Annotated in this window: 20 protein-coding genes; 10 read left to right on the top strand and 10 right to left on the bottom strand. The window is 52.6% G+C overall.

The window, feature by feature from the left end; translation table 11 throughout:
- Positions 1-14: 14 nt before the first annotated feature.
- Positions 15-689, top strand: a complete 675-nt coding sequence (locus LJ739_RS11660; protein WP_229160722.1) for a hypothetical protein — start codon at positions 15-17, stop codon at positions 687-689.
- Positions 690-751: 62 nt separating this feature from the next.
- Here LJ739_RS11660 and LJ739_RS11655 read toward each other — a convergent pair whose 3' ends face one another.
- The 3 genes from LJ739_RS11655 to LJ739_RS11645 form a co-directional block, all read right to left on the bottom strand.
- Complete coding sequence (locus LJ739_RS11655) at positions 752-2,134, bottom strand: M16 family metallopeptidase (RefSeq protein ID WP_229160721.1); 1,383 nt, start codon at positions 2,132-2,134, stop codon at positions 752-754.
- Complete coding sequence (locus LJ739_RS11650; RefSeq protein ID WP_407646779.1) at positions 2,118-3,452, bottom strand: M16 family metallopeptidase; 1,335 nt, start codon at positions 3,450-3,452, stop codon at positions 2,118-2,120. The genes LJ739_RS11655 and LJ739_RS11650 overlap by 17 nt, the downstream gene beginning before the upstream one ends.
- Before the next feature lie 111 nt (positions 3,453-3,563).
- A complete protein-coding gene (locus LJ739_RS11645; protein WP_229160720.1) occupies positions 3,564-4,439 on the bottom strand; it encodes an alpha/beta hydrolase family protein in 876 nt (291 codons plus the stop codon).
- 291 nt (positions 4,440-4,730) lie between these two features.
- On the opposite strand from LJ739_RS11645, the gene LJ739_RS11640 reads away from it, so the two are divergent.
- Positions 4,731-6,182 carry a TrkH family potassium uptake protein gene (locus LJ739_RS11640; RefSeq protein WP_229161194.1) on the top strand — a complete coding sequence of 484 codons (1,452 nt, stop codon included), beginning with the start codon at positions 4,731-4,733 and terminating at the stop codon, positions 6,180-6,182.
- Between the two features lie 14 nt (positions 6,183-6,196).
- On the opposite strand, the gene trkA is transcribed toward LJ739_RS11640, so the two are convergent.
- Genes trkA through def form a run of 4 tightly spaced genes read right to left on the bottom strand, consistent with a single transcriptional unit; the run spans position 6,197 to position 10,383 of the window.
- On the bottom strand, positions 6,197-7,576 hold the full coding sequence (gene trkA, locus LJ739_RS11635; protein WP_229160718.1) for a Trk system potassium transporter TrkA: 1,380 nt from the start codon (positions 7,574-7,576) through the stop codon (positions 6,197-6,199).
- 25 nt (positions 7,577-7,601) lie between these two features.
- A complete protein-coding gene (rsmB, locus tag LJ739_RS11630) occupies positions 7,602-8,933 on the bottom strand; it encodes a 16S rRNA (cytosine(967)-C(5))-methyltransferase RsmB (RefSeq protein ID WP_229160716.1) in 1,332 nt (443 codons plus the stop codon).
- Positions 8,930-9,865, bottom strand: coding sequence for a methionyl-tRNA formyltransferase (gene fmt, locus LJ739_RS11625; protein ID WP_229160714.1), 936 nt, complete (start codon positions 9,863-9,865; stop codon positions 8,930-8,932). Before fmt ends, rsmB begins: the two co-directional genes overlap by 4 nt.
- Before the next feature lie 8 nt (positions 9,866-9,873).
- Entirely contained in the window at positions 9,874-10,383 is a 510-nt protein-coding gene (gene def / locus LJ739_RS11620) for a peptide deformylase (RefSeq protein WP_229160713.1), read from the bottom strand.
- A 194-nt stretch (positions 10,384-10,577) separates the two neighbouring features.
- On the opposite strand from def, the gene LJ739_RS11615 reads away from it, so the two are divergent.
- The 6 genes from LJ739_RS11615 to hemF are packed head-to-tail and all read left to right on the top strand — an operon-like array spanning position 10,578 to position 15,456.
- Complete coding sequence (locus LJ739_RS11615; protein WP_229160710.1) at positions 10,578-11,648, top strand: LysM peptidoglycan-binding domain-containing protein; 1,071 nt, start codon at positions 10,578-10,580, stop codon at positions 11,646-11,648.
- A gap of 51 nt (positions 11,649-11,699) precedes the next feature.
- A complete protein-coding gene (gene dprA / locus LJ739_RS11610; RefSeq protein ID WP_229160709.1) occupies positions 11,700-12,815 on the top strand; it encodes a DNA-processing protein DprA in 1,116 nt (371 codons plus the stop codon).
- Between the two features lies 1 nt (position 12,816).
- Positions 12,817-13,293, top strand: coding sequence for a DUF494 family protein (locus LJ739_RS11605; RefSeq protein WP_229160708.1), 477 nt, complete (start codon positions 12,817-12,819; stop codon positions 13,291-13,293).
- Positions 13,294-13,345: 52 nt separating this feature from the next.
- Positions 13,346-13,918, top strand: coding sequence for a DNA topoisomerase family protein (locus LJ739_RS11600; protein WP_229160707.1), 573 nt, complete (start codon positions 13,346-13,348; stop codon positions 13,916-13,918).
- Positions 13,919-13,961: 43 nt separating this feature from the next.
- Entirely contained in the window at positions 13,962-14,525 is a 564-nt protein-coding gene (locus tag LJ739_RS11595; RefSeq protein WP_229160706.1) for a Sua5/YciO/YrdC/YwlC family protein, read from the top strand.
- 1 nt (position 14,526) lies between these two features.
- Entirely contained in the window at positions 14,527-15,456 is a 930-nt protein-coding gene (gene hemF / locus LJ739_RS11590; protein ID WP_229160705.1) for an oxygen-dependent coproporphyrinogen oxidase, read from the top strand.
- On the opposite strand, the gene LJ739_RS11585 is transcribed toward hemF, so the two are convergent.
- The gene (locus LJ739_RS11585) at positions 15,423-15,902 is read right to left on the bottom strand and encodes a group II truncated hemoglobin (protein ID WP_229160704.1); all 480 of its coding nucleotides are present in this window, start codon (positions 15,900-15,902) and stop codon (positions 15,423-15,425) included. The two genes, hemF and LJ739_RS11585, sit on opposite strands and share 34 nt — an antisense overlap.
- Between LJ739_RS11585 and aroE the strand changes: the two genes are divergently transcribed.
- Together aroE and LJ739_RS11575 are read left to right on the top strand one after the other, a co-directional pair.
- Positions 15,901-16,722 carry a shikimate dehydrogenase gene (aroE, locus tag LJ739_RS11580; protein WP_229160703.1) on the top strand — a complete coding sequence of 274 codons (822 nt, stop codon included), beginning with the start codon at positions 15,901-15,903 and terminating at the stop codon, positions 16,720-16,722. The genes LJ739_RS11585 and aroE overlap by 2 nt on opposite strands.
- Positions 16,719-16,967, top strand: coding sequence for a hypothetical protein (locus LJ739_RS11575; RefSeq protein WP_229160702.1), 249 nt, complete (start codon positions 16,719-16,721; stop codon positions 16,965-16,967). Before aroE ends, LJ739_RS11575 begins: the two co-directional genes overlap by 4 nt.
- Here LJ739_RS11575 and LJ739_RS11570 read toward each other — a convergent pair.
- Together LJ739_RS11570 and LJ739_RS11565 are read right to left on the bottom strand one after the other, a co-directional pair.
- Positions 16,964-17,494 (bottom strand): gamma carbonic anhydrase family protein, encoded by a 531-nt coding sequence (locus LJ739_RS11570; protein ID WP_229160700.1) that lies wholly within the window; start codon positions 17,492-17,494, stop codon positions 16,964-16,966. The two genes, LJ739_RS11575 and LJ739_RS11570, sit on opposite strands and share 4 nt — an antisense overlap.
- Before the next feature lie 58 nt (positions 17,495-17,552).
- A partial coding sequence (locus LJ739_RS11565; protein WP_229160698.1) for a hypothetical protein occupies positions 17,553-17,735 on the bottom strand: 183 nt, incomplete at its 5' end.

The following is a 17,735-nucleotide window of genomic DNA, read 5'->3' as shown; positions in this document are numbered from 1 at the left end:
GAAAAGGACTCCCAATGTGGCGTATGTCAATCCTGTGTCTGGCTCTGCTGATGGGCGGCTGCAGTTCCTCAACTGTGGTGCTGAACGCCCGTTATCTGAGTCCGGAAATGACACAACAAGTTACTCAGTTATTGCAAGACAACGGCTTCGACGTTGACGTCAACACCCATGCATTCCCCCAGCGCATCAGCGATTCCACCCTGGTGTACTCTTTGATGCTGGAGCAGCAGGGGGATGTGGACAAATTGCTGAATCTTATCGCTGCATTGGGCTGGTCGGTGCCCTCGGTTCAGCCGTTGATGAACGGTAATCACTGGTACAAGAAAAACACCCTCGGTGTCTACCTGGTACCTGAAGGAAGGCGTATTCATCGTTTTGAGACACAGGCAGAGTTGGCGCAAACCTACCAAAGCAAAGACTGTCCGTCGGCTTTTCAGCTCGTGTTGGGCAACAATGGGGCATTTGAATTGTTCCGCGAAAACACCGTTGTGGCGGGGGGACGTTGGTCATTTAGAGCCTTTCCGTACATAGAGCTTACGCCGCAAGGGGATGAATGGCCGGACTACCTGCACATTCAGCGGCAAACCATCAGGGATAAGATCAGTGATGTCCTGGTGGTGACATTGGCGCCTGTAGAGGCATATCCATGGTTGCCGGCCTGCGATTTTGAATACGGTGAGCGGTTATAACGACTCAGGTGACCTACAAAAAAAGCCACCGAATGGTGGCTTTGTTGTTCGTCAATACACGGTTAAAGTGCCAGAGGCTCTCGTATTTCCGCCAGTGTCACTTCGCCATATTCCGCCACAATGTCTTTGATTGCGCTTGATTGACCGATCACCACAAACTGCAGGTTTTCACGGGGGAAATGTCGCTCGATGACGGCAGCCACGGTTTCGCTGTCCAACGCATTGACCCGTTGGTTGAAACGGTTGATAAAATCTTCATTAACGCCGTAAACAAACATGTCTGCCAGCAATCCTGCCAAATCTGCCGCCGTTTCATAATCCGGTGGAAACTGTCCTTTCACGTACGCCTTTGCGGATGCCAGCAATGCGTCATCAATGCCTTGTTCCCATAAACGCTGATAGGTTTTCAGCATCAAATCCATGGCCGCTTTTGTGGTTGCCTGTTGGGTAAAGGATGACATGGCAAAACTACCGCCCTGGCCCATACGGTCAAAACTGCTTCGCGCACCATAGGTTAATCCGGAATTCACCCGAAGCTCGTCATTTAGCCAACTGGTGAACCGGCCACCTAAGACGGTGTTTACCACCAGCACAGGCACATAATCCGGGTCGTTGATGGCAATTCCCGGACCACCGATCATAAAGGTGCTTTCGCGGGCGTCGCCTTTATTGACCAGCAATACCCGGGATTTATCTGCTTTGGGAAGGGCTGGCAGAGCGGGCTTTTGTGCGTGTTTGCCCTGCCACTGAGCAAAGGCTTTTTTGACCGCTTTGAGCATGGCTTTACTGTCGAAATCCCCGGTCACAATGACCGCACTGTTATCTGGCGTATACCACTGCTGGTGGAACGTGCGCACGTCTTCCAGCGACAATACTTCCAAACTCTGTGGTGTCCCACCCTGAACGTTGCTATAGGGGTGGCCCTGAAAGACCAGTGCATTGAAGTAATCCCTGATCATTGCCCGTGGGCTTTCTTGTTTTTGCACAAGGCCTGCGACGTATCGGGTTTTATGATCAGCAAAGGCTTTTTGGTCAAATGCGGGTTGTAGGACGGCCTCTGCTATCAGGGGCAGAACGGTGTCAACATCCTTGCTGGCAAAGGTTGACGCCAGTTGGCTGGCCTCTAAGTTGGCGCTGGCAGAATAGCTGGCGCCAACAAAGTCGAGTTGCTGCTCAAAGGCTGCTTTGTCCAGTGATTGAGTACCCAGCAACAGACTATCCGCGGTCAGTGCCGATTGGCCTGCTTTGTCATCCAGCACGGCGCCCGCTTTCACTACCACTGCGACGTTGATTAACGGTACTTCGTGTTGCTCTAACAACATCACGGTCAGGCCGTTGTCGAGAACAACTTTTTGGTGTTCTGGTAAGGTAAACGCGGCGTTAGCAAGCCCACAAAGGGAGCTAAGCAAGGCCACCAGGCCCACTGATTTAAAGATCCGTTTCATGGCTATCCTCCTGTGAACCCAGAATGCCGACCGTACGATTCGCTTTTCGCAGGTAGGTACGTGCTACCCGTTGGATGTCCTCCACGGTCACATTCTCATACTGTTTGGGGGCATCGAACAATGCGGCGTAGTCGCCAAAATAAAAGGCATAGTTACCCAGGGTGTTGGCTTTGCCATTGATGGTCGACATGTCGTTGTAGAAACTCACCAACCGGGCGTTTTTAACCTTTTCCAGCTCCTGTGCGCTGACCCCGTTTTTGGCAATGTTGTTCAGCTCACTGATCATGGCTTTTTCCAGGGTGTTGACGTCAACGCCATTCGCAGCCACGGCATACAGGTAAAACAGGTTAGGGTCGATTGACATCGGGAAATAGGTGAAAACCTGGGTCGCCACCTGCTGCTCAAACACCAGCGCACGCATCAGCCGGGAACTGTTGCCGGTAGCCAGAATGTCACTCAGCATCGCCAGTGCATAGTAGTCCTGATGTTGGGTTTGTGGCACGTGAAAAGCCATCATCAGATTGGGCGTAGAAACGGATGGTTTGTGCGCATACACACGGCGCTCACCAATTTGTTGAGGTTCAACGGTGTGCACTTCCCGCGGCGGCGCCTGTGCTGGGATCGGTCCGAAATGCTTTTTCGCCAACGCCTTCACATTGTCCAGTTTGACGTCACCGGCGATGACAACCAGTGCATTGTTGGGTGCATAGTATGTCTTGTGATATTGCTTCAAGTCCTCCAGCGACCAATTGGCAATATCAGACGCGTGTCCGATGACCGGCCAACTGTAAGGGTGGGCGCGAAACGCGGCCCCTTTAACTTCTTGCCACAAGAAGCGGAAATTACTGTTCTCCAAGCCGGTGGAACGCTCAGAGGTGACCACGCCACGCTCGCTTTCTACCACCTGAGGGTCGATATCAAGGTATTGAATGCGATCCGCTTCCAGTTTGAAAATGGTCTCCAGTGCTTCGGTCGGAAACCAGTCCGTATAGACCGTAGAGTTCTCTGTCGTGTAGGCGTTGTTGCTGCCGCCGGCAGCTTCCATTGTACGGTCGAACATTTTCGGACCGTAATTTTTTGATCCGTTGAACATCATGTGTTCAAAAAAGTGCGACAGTCCGGTAATGCCCGGGTATTCATTACGAGAGCCTACACGCCAGAACAGGTACATATTGGCATTGGGGATGGAATGATCTTCCAACACCATAATTTGCATGCCGTTATCCAGGGTGAAGGTGTGAATGTCTTTTGCCGTAATCGCCCACGCAGAAGGGATTGCGGCTGCCATTACGCAAAGTGCATAAAATAGTCGTTTCATAGGATGAGTGCTCCGTGCCAAGCCGGGCATCATACCGCAGCAATTGGTCACTCAGCCAGCAATAGAATTGTAAACAGATCTTTCAGGCGGGACACTTTGTGCTGAATTCGGTCAACGGGTGTTCTGTGGCTGACCCGAGGTAAGCGCAGGAAGCAGTACTTGCGGCCACAATGTGTCTTCGAATTGTGCCCTGAACAAGCCCAGATGACCGATCCTGTCCAGACCAAAGTCGTCGGGATGAACAACGTGCAGTGACTTGTCTTTACTGCCAAACAAGGCAAATAGCGCGCTGATGTTCTTGTCTGACAGCATTTCATCATCTTCCAGGGCCAGGGCACAAATCGGTACGTTGACCGTGTCAAAGGACTGTCTTACTGCAGCGTCTTCGGTACCCACGCAGTATTCTGGGTGCATGCACCAGCGTTTCCATTGTTGTATCACCGGCGCTGGCAGATCACCGACCATACCCAGCTTTTTACCCGGGAAGTAGCCGTAGATGCGCACCAATACAGGCACGAGCACAAACCAGAACCACCACACTTTGCGTCGCAAGGGCGGCGCATTGTGGCGCCAGTAGCCGGTCCCCGAAGCCACAGTAACGACCCGCTGAACCTGTTGGATATCGTTGACCAACGGGAAAACCTGTCCACCAAGGCTGTGGCCGAGCCACAGAATATCGCCCGCGATCTGTTGTCTGATGTGCGCCAGTGCTGCACTGGCGTCTTGTCTGGCCCAGTCGAGAATGGAGCTGCGGTGATGCTTGAGCGGGCCCTGTTGGGATGCACCCATACCGTGATAATCGAAGGTCAGTACCTCAAAACCTTGTTCAGCAAGCCAGCGCGCGACAGGAAAATAATAGCTTTGTTCTACGCCCATGGCCGGCGCTATCACAATGGCTTGTTGGGAGGCCGATACACTGAATTGTCTGGCAGACAAGGTATGTCCCGCTTGTGTGGTTAACGTGAGCGGTGTCTCTTTGACAGTCATGAATGGTCTCCTGTCGGGTGCGCGAGCACACAGACTAAGAACTAATGTTGACAGTGTCAAGTTTGCTGCGGCAGTGATCCCATGCGTCCCTTTCAGGAGGTTGTTGTGCAAAGAACTAAATATCGAGTTTTATTGCTGTTTTTCCCGATGTAGACTGTTATCAGACTGAAGTGTGTCAAAATATTCCGTAAAACATCGGTGTACAGGGCGTAGGGTGAAAAAAACAATCAGAACAGCGGTCGCCAATCAGTGCGGACATGACCTTGTCGTGCAGAAGGAACGTCTATCATGATGGAGTACCGCACCATCATCCGGATCCTGGGGTTGCTGGTGGCCCTTTTCAGCGTGACCATGATCCCACCTGCGGTGGTTTCATTGATCTATCAGGATGGCAGTGGCTTACCCTTTTTGCTGGCATTTTTCCTGTGTTTGTTTACCGGCCTCGCTTTCTGGTATCCCAATCGCCGCTATCGCCGCGACCTGCGCGCCAAAGAAGGCTTCCTGATTGTGGTATTGTTCTGGACCGTACTGGCCAGCTTTGCCGCCCTGCCTTTTCTGTTGTTAAAGCAGCCAGAGATGGCGGTAACCGATGCGTTTTTCGAATCCTTTTCCGGCCTGACCACAACCGGTGCAACGGTGATTGAAGGGATTGAGTATCTGCCCAAGTCGGTACAGTTCTATCGTCAGCAACTGCAGTGGTTGGGAGGAATGGGGATCATTGTGTTGGCGGTTGCCATACTGCCCATTCTTGGCGTGGGTGGCATGCAGTTGTACAGGGCGGAAACCCCCGGTCCAGTCAAAGACTCTAAAATGACTCCGCGGATCGCCGATACTGCCAAACACCTCTGGTATATCTATTTGTCGCTGACCATTGCCTGTACCTTGGCTTACTGGGCCGCCGGGATGAACCTGTTTGATGCCATTTGTCATGCGTTTTCGACCATAGCAATTGGTGGGTTCAGTACTTATGACGCCAGTATGGGCCACTTTAACAGCCCGTTGATCAACACCATCTGTATTGTGTTTTTGTGGATTGCCGCGCTGAACTTCGCATTGCACTATGCCGCCGCAACAGGGCGTACTCTGAGGGGCTATCTGCACGACCCGGAGTTTAAAGCGTTCATTTTTATCCAGTTATCACTGATCCTGGTGTGTTTTCTGGTGCTGGTGCAATTTGGTACGTATGGCACCGCAGAAGAGGCCCTGGATCAGGCTGCGTTTCAGGCCGTTTCTATCAGTACCACCGCTGGATTTGCTACTGCGGATTTCGCCCACTGGCCGGCGTTTTTGCCGATCCTGCTGATTTTTGCGAGCTTTATTGGCGGTTGTGCAGGCAGTACTGGCGGCGGATTGAAGGTGATCCGTGTGTTCCTGTTGTACCTGCAGGGCAAACGGGAAGTCGAGCGACTGATACACCCCAAAGCCGTTTATTCGGTAAAGCTGGGTGACAGGGCCATGCCTGAACGTGTCGTGGAAGCGGTATGGGGCTTTTTCTCTGCTTACGCCATCGTGTTTGTTGTCATCATGATCGGCCTGATCGCCAGTGGCATGGATAACATTACTGCGTTTTCGTCAACGGCTGCCACACTGAACAACCTGGGACCGGGTCTGGGTGATGTGGCGGGAACCTTTGCCGATGTCAACGACAACGGAAAATGGTTGTTGATCCTGGCGATGCTGTTCGGCCGGCTGGAGATCTTCTCGCTGCTGGTACTGTTTTCGCCGACCTTCTGGCGCAGTTAAACGGGATTAGTCCTCTAGCCGAAGAAAAAGGCGCTGGGCTGAAACAGTTTCTCCACGTCACCAATGAACTTTTTGTCGACCAGAAACAGGATCACGTGGTCATTGGCTTCGATGCGTGTGTCACTGTGAGCAATGATGACTTCGTCGGCACGCACAATGGCGCCGATGGTGGTGCCCGGGGGCAGCTTGATATCGCGGATTTGCTGACCGACCACTTTCGAGGTCGATTCGTCACCGTGGGCAATGGCTTCTATGGCTTCTGCGGCCCCGCGCCGAAGTGAGTACACATTAACAATGTCGCCTCTGCGGACATGCGTCAACAACGCTGAAATGGTTGCTTGCTGGGGAGAGAAGGCAATGTCAATTTCACCCCCTTGAACCAGATCCACATAGGCACTGCGCTGGATCAGCACCATGGCTTTTTGGGCGCCAAGGCGTTTGGCCAGCATCGCTGACATAATGTTGGCTTCGTCGTCATTGGTCACGGCGATAAACGCGTCAACCTGCGAGACGTTTTCTTCAGTCAGTAATTCGTGATCAGAGGCATCGCCGCAAAACACGATGGTCTTGTCCAGTTTGGCCGACAGGTATTTGGCCCGTTCACCGGAGTATTCAATCAGTTTAACGTTGTGGTTATGCTCCAGGCGCTTGGCCAGGCCTTCACCAATCAAACCGCCGCCGGCAATCATGATCCGCTTATAACTTGATTCGAGCTTTTGCAATTCACTCATGACCGCACGAATGTGCTTGGTTGCGGCGATGAAAAACACTTCATCGTCGGCTTCAATCACGGTCGTGCCCAGCGGACGGATGGGTTTGCCGCGACGATAGATAGCTGCAACCCGGGTTTCAACGTTGGGCATGTGCTCTTTCAGCGCCGACAGGGCGTGACCGACCAACAGGCCGCCATAGTAGGCTTTAACCGCCACAAGGCTGGCTTTGCCATCGGCAAACTCGACCACCTGCAGTGCACCGGGGTAATCGATCAGGCGTTTGATTGCTTTGGTGACCAATTGCTCTGGGGCAATCAGGTGATCAACGGGGATGTCCTGATGCTTGAACAACTTTTCCTGGTAGATGATGTATTGTTCGGAGCGTACCCGGGCGATCTTGGTTGGGGTGTGAAACAGACTGTGGGCAACCTGACAGGCCATCATGTTGCTTTCGTCACTGTTGGTTACGGCAATCAGCATGTCCGCGTCTTCTGCGCCAGCTTTGGCCAGTACATCCGGGTGAGAACCGACGCCACAAACCACCTGCAGATCGAGTCGGTCTTGCAAATGACGTAAGGTGTCGGGATCAGAATCGATGACGGTGATTTCGTTTCTTTCACCAACCAGGTTTTCGGCCAATGTTCCGCCGACCTGGCCGGCTCCGAGGATTATTATTTTCATCGCGCCTTGGGCTTAAACTACCGGATTATCGCGTTTTGTTATCTATGGTAGGAGACTTTAACAGTCTCGCATAGTAGAAACCATCCATTTGTTGCTCAGCAGGCAGGATTTGTCGTCCAGGCTGCTGTGCGGCCTCGCCGTCAGACAGTGGCTGCCATTCGGCGTCTGCTGTGCGGCTAAGGAAGGACAGGATTTGCTGACTGTTTTCCTGAGGCAATAACGAACAGGTGGCATATAACAACGTACCGCCGGGCTTCAGCATCGGCCAAAGGGTATCCAGTATTTTGGCCTGCAATGTGACCAGTTGTTCGATGTCGCTGGCTTTGCGCAGCCAGCGGATATCCGGATGACGTCGGATAACACCGGTGGCAGAGCAGGGCGCATCCAGCAAAATGCGATCAAACAAAACCCCGTCCCACCAGGTAGATTGGGTTGCGTCCGCGCACACCATTGTTGCCTGATGCCCTAATCGCGACAGATTTTCTTCAATGCGGGCAATGCGAGCCCCATCGACGTCCAGTGCGATACAGGCCGCCAGTTGCGGCTGTCGCTCGAGAATGTGGCCGGTTTTACCGCCCGGCGCTGCACAGCAGTCAAGAATACGTTCACCGGGTGCGGGGGCAAGGTACTGGGCTGCTAACTGCGCCGCGCCGTCCTGAACGCTGAACCAGCCGTCTTCGAATCCGGGCAGCTGCGTAACATCACCGCTGCGGCTGAGGATCAGTGCGTCGGGATGCTGCGCACTGGTCTGATAGTCAACCTTGTGTTTGTCAAACGCCTTGCACAGGTTGTCCAGGCTGCAACGTTGGCGGTTAACACGTAGCCATACCGGGGCTCGTTGTGTCATTGCTGCCAGTATTGCATCAAGCTGTTCGGGGTAGGCAGTATCCAGCGTTTTGTACAGCCATTTTGGCAAGCCGGCCAGAATGTGTGCATCCTGAGGCAGTTGCGATGCCATTTCGGTGCGAATAAAGGTGCGCAGCACGGCATTAACCAATCCTTTCAGGCCAGGTGCTTGTAGGTGTTTGGTTGCATTGACCGTTTCTGACACCGCAGCGTGGGTGGATACCCGGCTAAAGGCCAGTTGGTACAGGCCTATCAGGATCAGGTGTTCAACCACTTTGGCTTTTTGCTTCAGCGGTTTGTCGAGCAACTGTCGCAGCCAGTGCTGCAACAAGGGGACTTGTCGTAGTGCACCGTAGACCATTTCCTGGATCCACGCCTTGTCTTTGTCAGCGTAGGGCTTTTGCAGATTGGGTAACACGTCCCGTGCGGAACGGCCTTGCTCGAGTATGGCAAACAGAGCCCTGGCTGCGTCTGCCCGCAGGCGCGAAGGAGGGAGATTTTGATGACTCACGACAAGGTTTTGCCCACAGAAAACCAATCAGCCCGGGCATTCAGAATGTCTGCCACGGGCATGGCTTTTTTGCCCGGTACTTGCAACATCGTCAGTTTTAATGCGTGCTGTCCACAGGCAACGACGATACCGTCGCGATTGGCCTCGAGTATTTGACCTGGCTGACCTTGTTGATCCACGCAGTGCGCCTGCCAGATTTTTACCGGCCCGGCGGGGAGCTCGAAAAATGCCATCGGCCAGGGATTGAAGGCGCGTACGTTGCGCTCCAGTTGCTCGGCATCAAGGGTCCAGTCAACCAGCGCTTCCGCTTTACTCAGCTTTTTGGCGTAATTTGCCAATTCATCATCCTGCGGTTCTGGCGTAATGCTGTTCAGATTGTCCAGGCAACGGATCAGGGCATCAGGGCCCAAAACTGCAAGCTTTTCGTAAAGGCTGGCACTGGTATCCGTGTCTTCAATCGGTAACGCTGCTTTTAGCAACATATCACCGGTGTCGAGACCTTTATCCATTTGCATGATGGTGACACCGGTTTCCTGATCACCGGCCCAGATGGCCCGCTGGATGGGGGCGGCGCCTCGCCAGCGGGGAAGCAGCGAACCGTGTACATTGAGACAGCCAAGTCTGGGGGTGGTCAGCACGGCTTCGGGCAACAACAGGCCATAGGCAACCACTACCATCACGTCGGCATTCCAACTGGCGAGTTCGGCTTGTGCTTCGGCGGTCTTCAGGGATTCGGGTTGCAACACCGGTAGCTGGTTGTCGATGGCAAGTTGCTTGACCGGACTGGCTTGCAGTTTTTTGCCCCGACCCGCAGGCCTATCTGGTTGGGTGTAGACCGCAACAACGTGATGCTCTGTACCCAGCAACGCGGCCAGGTGTTGCGCAGCAAAATCCGGTGTACCGGCAAATACAATGCGTAGTGGATGGGTCACAATGGCTCCTACAGTCGGGTAGCCAACCGGGCTTCTTTTTCAAGCTTGGTTCGAATCCGCTGACGTTTCAGCGGTGACAGATAATCGACAAACAATTTGCCTTTCAGGTGATCCAGTTCGTGTTGGATACAGATCGCCAACAGGCCTTCGGCCTCGAGCGTGTAGGCTTTGCCTGTCTCGTCCAGCGCTTCAACGGTGATACGTTCTGCCCGCTCGACTTTCGCCCAGTTGTTGGGAACCGACAAACAGCCTTCTTCACTAATGGTCTTCCCATCCATGTGCGTGATGGTAGGATTGATGAAGACGCGTGGCTCATTTTGATCTTCTGATACGTCCATAACAACGACGCGCTGGTGAACATTAACCTGCGTAGCGGCCAGGCCAATGCCATTTTCTTCGCGCATGGTTTCAAACATGTCAGCGACCAATTGACGAATGCTGTCGTCAATTTTTTCTACCGGCTTGGCAACGGTGCGCAAGCGTTCATCAGGAAAACGGAGTACTTCTAATAATGCCATCAGTCAATTCAGCTACACTTGTTGATACACTCAGGAACAGAGCGCCCGATCCGATTGGACGGTATTGATTCTTATACGATCCAATGCGTTAGGCTATTTATTCCTTGATACTTGCCGATATTCTAGCGTAAATGCGATGAATACCAAAGAACAGAGTTGTGGCCGCACTGCGAGAGGAAAGCATGGGGACAAATATGAAAAAGTGGTTGGTGATAGCGTTATTGCTACCGATGATGGCGTTTGCCGACACCTTGACCATTAAAGACACGGCACCAGAAACATACGTGGTGCAGAAAGGCGATACACTGTGGGATATCTCCAGCATGTATCTGGATAAACCCTGGTTGTGGCCAGAATTGTGGCGCAACAACGTGCATATCACCAATCCACACCTTATTTATCCCGGCGATGAATTGCGTTTGACCTACAACGAGCAAGGTGAGCCGGAACTGGCCATTGTGACACCTGCGCCGAGCAGAACCAAAGTGCAACTCACGTTGTCTCCTCAAGGCAACAGACAGGTCAAGTCTGCTACGCCAATCAATGCGTTGCCCTGGTCTGTGATTGCGCCGTACCTGGAGCGTGCGAGCATTATGGATGAGAGCGAGTATGCCCGTCTGCCACATTTACTGGGTAATCAGGAAGGGGCGGTCAGTTTTGCCACTGGCGACCTGGTGTTGACCCGTGCAGACCGCCGCCAAAGCGGTCGATTGGTGATCACCCGTAAACAGAATGAATTGTACGATAACGAGGAAAATTTTCTTGGTTATCAAATCCGCCACGTCGCAGACGCCACTCCATTGGACGTTGAGCTTGAAGGTCAGTGGCTGGTGGAAGTGCAGGATTCTAATTTCGAGGCCCGTCGTGGTGACAAACTGATGGCTGTCGAAGACACCGACCCTGGCACCCTGATGCTCGAAGCCGCGACGGATCAACGGGGCAATATTGTCAGCAGTCTTGAGCAGCACACCTTGCTGGGCAAATACGACGTTGTCATTGTCGACCTCGGTGCAGATGAAGTGAAACCGGGTACGGTTTTGGGCGTGTACCAGCAAGGACCGACTATTCTGGATAGTGAGCAACCATTGTATGAACATGAAAACAATGTCATGCGCAGCGCATTCAGTGAAGGGCAGGAAGTGGTTCAGCCCGCAATTAAAATCGGTGATGTGGTGATTTTCAAGACCTTTGAAAAGGCCAGCTATGGATTGATCACCCGGTCGACAAAAACCATCCGTATGGGCTCCATTGTTGGAAAACCTTAGTCAGGAATAGCCCTACCTATCGCTGAATGCCCGAGGCACAAGGAGGCGCCCGTGGATTCAGCAAGCCATGCAACTTTTCTCAAATGGTACACCCTTGCCACCTTGCCGGGGCGAGGCGCGACCAGACTGCAGCAGCCGATAGACTCAGTCGCTGCATTGCAGGGATTGTGGCAAGCCAGCGACAAACAGCTCAGCCAGCTGGGCTGGAGTGGTGAACAGGTGGAATATTTGCGCCACTGCGCTCCGCCGGCGGCAGACGCTGCCTGGCATTGGCTTAACGCCGATCCCTTACACCACTATATAGCTCGGGCTGACCCTCACTATCCTCCGCTTCTAGCGCTACTCAGTGATGCGCCGACATTGATATTCTGCCGAGGTGACCCCATGTTGTTACTCAGGCCGCAAATTGCCGTGGTCGGCAGTCGGCAGCCTACGCGATACGGACAAGAGGTCACAGGACATCTTTGTGCGGCGTTGGTGAGACAGCACTGGGTTATTACCAGTGGGCTGGCGAGTGGTATTGACGGTTGCGCACACCGTGGTGCCCTGCAGGGACAGGGCAAGACCATTGCAGTATTGGGAAATGGTATCGATCATACCTATCCCAAAGCCCACGCCCCCCTTGCGCAACACATTGTCGAACAAGGTGGCGTGGTTGTATCGGAGCATGGGCCCGGCGCGAAGACTTATCCCGCCAACTTTCTGAAACGCAACCGGTTGATCAGCGGTCTTAGTTTAGGGACGGTCGTTGTTGAAGCGGCTGCGCGCAGCGGTTCACTGAGTACGGCGCGCCTTGCCTGTGAGCAGAACCGTGAGGTGTTTGCTGTGCCGGGGGCGATTTATAACCCGCTGACGGCAGGTTGCCACCGGCTGATACAGCAAGGCGCCAAGCTGGTGACAGGGGTAGATGATATTACTGAGGAATATCATCATCTTAATCAAAATGTGTGGCAACAAGAGGTGAAAAACTTGCAAAAAAAGCCGTGCCAAAGCTTGGCATGTATGGATTTGTTAGATAGTGTTGGTTATGAAGTAACTGCACCAGATGTGGTTGCGAAACGCAGTAATCTGCCGATATCAGAAGTAACGGTACAATTATTAGAATATGAGCTGCGTGGTTTAGTGGCTGCCGTACCGGGTGGCTACGTCAGATTGGGGGGCAATTAATATGTTCGATATCCTCATGTATCTCTTCGAGAACTTTATCCACAGTGAAACCGAAATTCGTGTCGATCAGGATGAACTGACCGAGGAACTCGTGCGCGCCGGATTCCACCATGACGAGATTTACAAAGCCTTGTCCTGGCTGGAAAAACTCGCCGCCCTGCAGGAAACCGACATTAATCCGTACCTCGTAAAAGTGGGTGATACGCCAGTTACGCGTATTTACATCCATGAAGAGGAAATGCGACTGGATGTTGAATGTCGCGGCTTTCTGATGTTTCTGGAACAAATTAATGTGCTGGACGCGTCAACCCGAGAGATGGTCATTGACCGTGTCATGGAGATTGATTCCAACGAATTCTGTCTGGAAGATCTCAAGTGGGTTGTGTTGATGGTGCTGTTCAATGTGCCAGGCAAGGAAAATGCCTATGCACAGATGGAAGATTTGTTGTTCGAAGAACCTGACGGCCCGTTGCACTGAGCAACGGCCTCATACACCCCCCATGTGGGGGAACTAGGTAGCCTGATAGTCTATGTCGAAGATCGATCATTCTCTTTTTCAGGCCAATGCCCATGCACTGCAGCAAGCTTACGGTGATTGCCCTGAGTGTGGAGCGCCCCTCCACGTAAGACACGGCAAAAGTGGTAACTTCCTGGGGTGTTCTACGTATCCCCAGTGCCATTTCAGCAAACCTCTACACGAAACAGAAACCACCGAGATAAAACGCATTGAAGGCGCAGTCTGTCCCGAATGTGGGGGTGACATGGCGATCAAAAAAGGCCGGTTTGGTTTGTTTATTGGTTGCTGCAACTTTCCCCAGTGTCACCATATCGCGTCGTTACAGGAAAAAACCGATACCCATGTGACCTGTCCGTTGTGTCATGAAGGGCACTTGCTAAAACGTACCAATAAATTCGGCAAGGCGTTTTATGCGTGTAACGCCTATCCAAAATGCAAATATGTGGTCAACCATCCGCCGGTGAACAAAGCCTGTCCTCAGTGTGGCTGGGCAATCATGTGTGAAAAAAACCAAGCATCGGAGTCACTGTGGGTTTGTCCTCAGCGTGATTGCCAGTATAAAATGCCCGCCGAAACTGAAACCTGAAGGCTGGCCTCACGCGCCCCTTGCATACTAACCTGAAATGACCATGACCGAACTATCCAGTGACGATCCTTTTGTAACGGCGTTTAACAATGGCGCACTGTTTTTGTACCCGACCGAAGCCGTCTATGGTATTGGTTGTGATCCCGACAACGAAACTGCTGTTCAAGCATTATTGGCGCGTAAGCAGCGGCCGGTCGAGAAAGGCTTGATCCTGATTGCCAAAACCTATTCTCAATTGCTGCCTTATGTCAACGACGATGCAATTCCCATGGATCGTCGTACGCAGATATTTTCCAGTTGGCCGGGGCCGAATACCTGGTTACTACCCAAATCGGCATCAGCACCAGACTGGATAACCGGCGGCTCAGATCTGATTGCGGTGCGGGTTACTGCACACCCTGTGGTGCAATCCTTGTGTGAGCGGGTCAACAAGCCGTTAGTCTCAACCAGTGCCAATGTCACCGGGCTGGAAGCTGCTCGAACCCTGACTCAGGCTCAGCAACAATTGGGTGAAGACCTGTTGTGCATCGAGGGTGCGCTGGGTAACGCTGCAAACCCGTCCTCCATACGCCATGGCCTGACCGGCCAACTGATCAGAGCAAGTTAATATGCAAACACAGTCTCAGCCTGACCTTCAGGCCGTTAAAACGTTCCTGCTTAAACTCCAGGATGATATTTGCCAGACCCTCGAACTTGCTGATGGAAAAGGCAGCTTCCAGCAGGATGAATGGCAGCGCGAAGAAGGTGGTGGAGGCAGAACCCGTGTGTTGACCAAGGGTAATGTCATTGAGCAGGGGGGGGTTAACTTCTCCCATGTGAGTGGCGCCCAGTTACCTGCATCAGCCACTGCAGCAAGGCCTGAATTGGCGGGGCGCAGCTTTGAAGCCATGGGGGTTTCGCTGGTGATCCATCCCAATAACCCCTACATCCCTACCTCCCATGCCAATGTGCGTTTCTTTCTGGCAACCAAGCCCGATGCGGCGCCAGTCTGGTGGTTTGGCGGTGGCTTTGACCTCACGCCATTTTATCCGTTTCAGGAGGACGTTGAACATTGGCACCGGGTAGCCCGTGATCTGTGCCAGCCCTTTGGTGATGATGTGTACCCCCGTTACAAAAAGTGGTGTGACGAGTATTTTTACCTCAAACACCGTGATGAAACCCGGGGCGTTGGTGGCTTGTTCTTCGATGATTTAAACGAGTGGGGATTTGAAAAGAGTTTTGAATTCATGCGCGCGGTGGGTAACGGTTACCTGGATGCTTATGTTCCTATCATTGAGCGTCGCAAGGGGCTGTCATTCGGCGAACGAGAACGCCAGTTTCAGCTATACCGGCGCGGCCGTTACGTGGAGTTTAATCTGGTCTACGACCGGGGGACCTTGTTTGGGTTGCAAACCGGTGGGCGCACCGAGTCGATTTTAATGTCGATGCCGCCACTGGCCCGTTGGGAGTATGACTACCAGCCTGCGCCGAATTCGCCCGAAGCGAATTTGTACCAGCACTTCCTTCAGCCACGGGACTGGCTGGGCGTTGACGGCTGATTGATCATATGGGTGGCCAATTGCCAGAAGGATTGGCGCAGACCATCTTTTAGCGCTGGGTTATCGACGGTATCTTCCAGCGCCATGTGCATGCAATACATCCATTGATCCCTCAGAGTTTCATTGATCGCGTAGGGTAAATGTCGGGCCCGAAGGCGGGGGTGCCCATACTGTTGTTCGAACAGGGGCGGGCCGCCCATCCAGCCACTTAAATACTCAAAAAAGCGTTGCCGAATGGTATCCAGGGGCTGTGGGTGGATGGCTAGCAGATCCCGCGCCTGCGGATCTGTGGACATGATATCGTAAAACCGTTCGGCCAAGGCTCTGACACCTTGTTCACCGCCGATGAGTTTATAGGGGGTGTTTTCCACCGTCGGGTGGTTTTGTTGCGCGGCGTTTTGCGTTACGTTTCGTTTACTGAATAACAAAGAAGACAACCACTTCATGGATCATTATGCCGTTATTGGTCACCCTATTGGTCACAGCAAGTCGCCACTGATACACCGTTTGTTTGCTGAGCAAACCGGGCAGACGTTAGAATATGAGGCCATTTTATCACCCTTGGATGGATTTGCAGAAACCCTGCAAACGTTTTTCAGTGTTTCCGCGGCCAAAGGCGTGAATGTGACCGTGCCTTTTAAGGAGCAGGCGTTTGAATGGGTTGATTCACTATCACCTGCCGCCAGGCAAGCGGGTGCGGTGAATACCATTGTTCGGCGCAGTAACGGTGAGTATTTGGGTGATAACACTGACGGCATGGGGTTGGTGTTGGATCTGCGCAATAAAAATGCCCCTCTGACGGATGCTCATGTCATGGTTGTGGGCGCCGGCGGTGCTGCCCGTGGTGTATTGCTGCCTTTATATGAAGCTGGGGTGCGTCGCTTCTCTGTCGTAAACCGTACGCTGACTAAAGCAAAAGCCCTGGCACAGGTTATCCCTGACGCGCAATTTAACGGGTTTGACTATTCTGCTGGTGAGCTCGAAGTCCTCAGACCCGATATCATTATCAATGCAACGAGTCTGAGTTTGTCTGCACAAGTTCCACCCTTGCCGCTTTCCGTTTATCAAAACGCTGCCATTGCTTATGACATGGTTTACCAGTCCGATCCAACCGTATTTATGAATACAGCATTGGCAAACGGAACGGGCGCTGCATATGACGGGCTGGGGATGCTGGTGGGGCAGGCGGCGTACAGCTTTTTCCTGTGGCGTGGGGTGCATCCTGACATCACGCCGGTTCTGTCTCAACTGAGATCGATGTTGTGAACCAAGGGGTTATCGTTCAGGATGGTTTTGCGTCAGTCAGGGATGGACAGTATCTGCGTGTGACAGTACTTGTGGCAGGTGCCAGTATCCCTTGTGATATTGGCCCATTGTCCGGGACTGACGCCGAGCACTTTTATCACCAACACCAGTTTGAAATTGAAGAGGCGCTCGAACAGTGGTTTGCTGACAATGAACCACCCAATGACGGTCCATTAACCCTATCGCCGCAAAGCATACTGGGCTAGTCCGCCAGATAGTCTTCCTTTAGTTGCACGTAATTTTCTGCGGATTGTTTTAAGAACGCTCTCTCACCTTCATTTATCGGCCTGGCCTGTTTGGCAGGACTTCCCACATAGAGGTAACCGCTTTTCAGGGTCTTTCCTGGTGGAACCAGACAACCTGCACCAATGAACACATCGTCTTCAACCACTGCTCCGTCCATGATAATGGCACCCATGCCAACCAGAATACGACTCCCCAGTGTACAGCCATGCAACATGCACTTATGACCTATGGTGACATCATCGCCAATGATCAACGGGTAACCTTTGGGATGCTGTGCACTTTTACGTGTGACATGTAATACCGTGCCGTCCTGGACATTGGTTCGCTCGCCAATGCGCATATGGTTTACATCGCCTCGCGCTGCCACAAGCGGCCAGATACTGACATCATCACCGGTTTGTATATCACCTACGATGACCGCGGATTCATCGATATAGCAGCGTTGTCCGAATTGGGGGTGTTTGTCTTTATAGGGTCGTATTGCCATTGTTTTCTACATTTACTTTTAAGGGCTTTAGGTCGATTTTAGCAGAAAAGGACTGTTTTTAAGTCGAATATTGAACGATCAGGCTTAAAAACAGCCACTTAACTACTTTTTTCGAAAAAACGGTTGATCTGAATCTTAAGGCCTGTAGAATGCGCGCTCGCTTCGGGGCAAACCTTGAAGCGGCGCAACCCGGACTGAGTTTCAGTCGATAGCTGTAAGGCTTACGGGAAGCGGGATGCAG

Origin of the sequence: Fluctibacter halophilus (assembly GCF_020687825.1) — a bacterium.
GTDB classification, from domain to species: domain Bacteria; phylum Pseudomonadota; class Gammaproteobacteria; order Enterobacterales; family Alteromonadaceae; genus Fluctibacter; species Fluctibacter halophilus.
The sequence above is the reverse complement of the archived record's forward strand: the minus strand, read 5'-3'. Positions and strand labels throughout refer to the sequence as shown.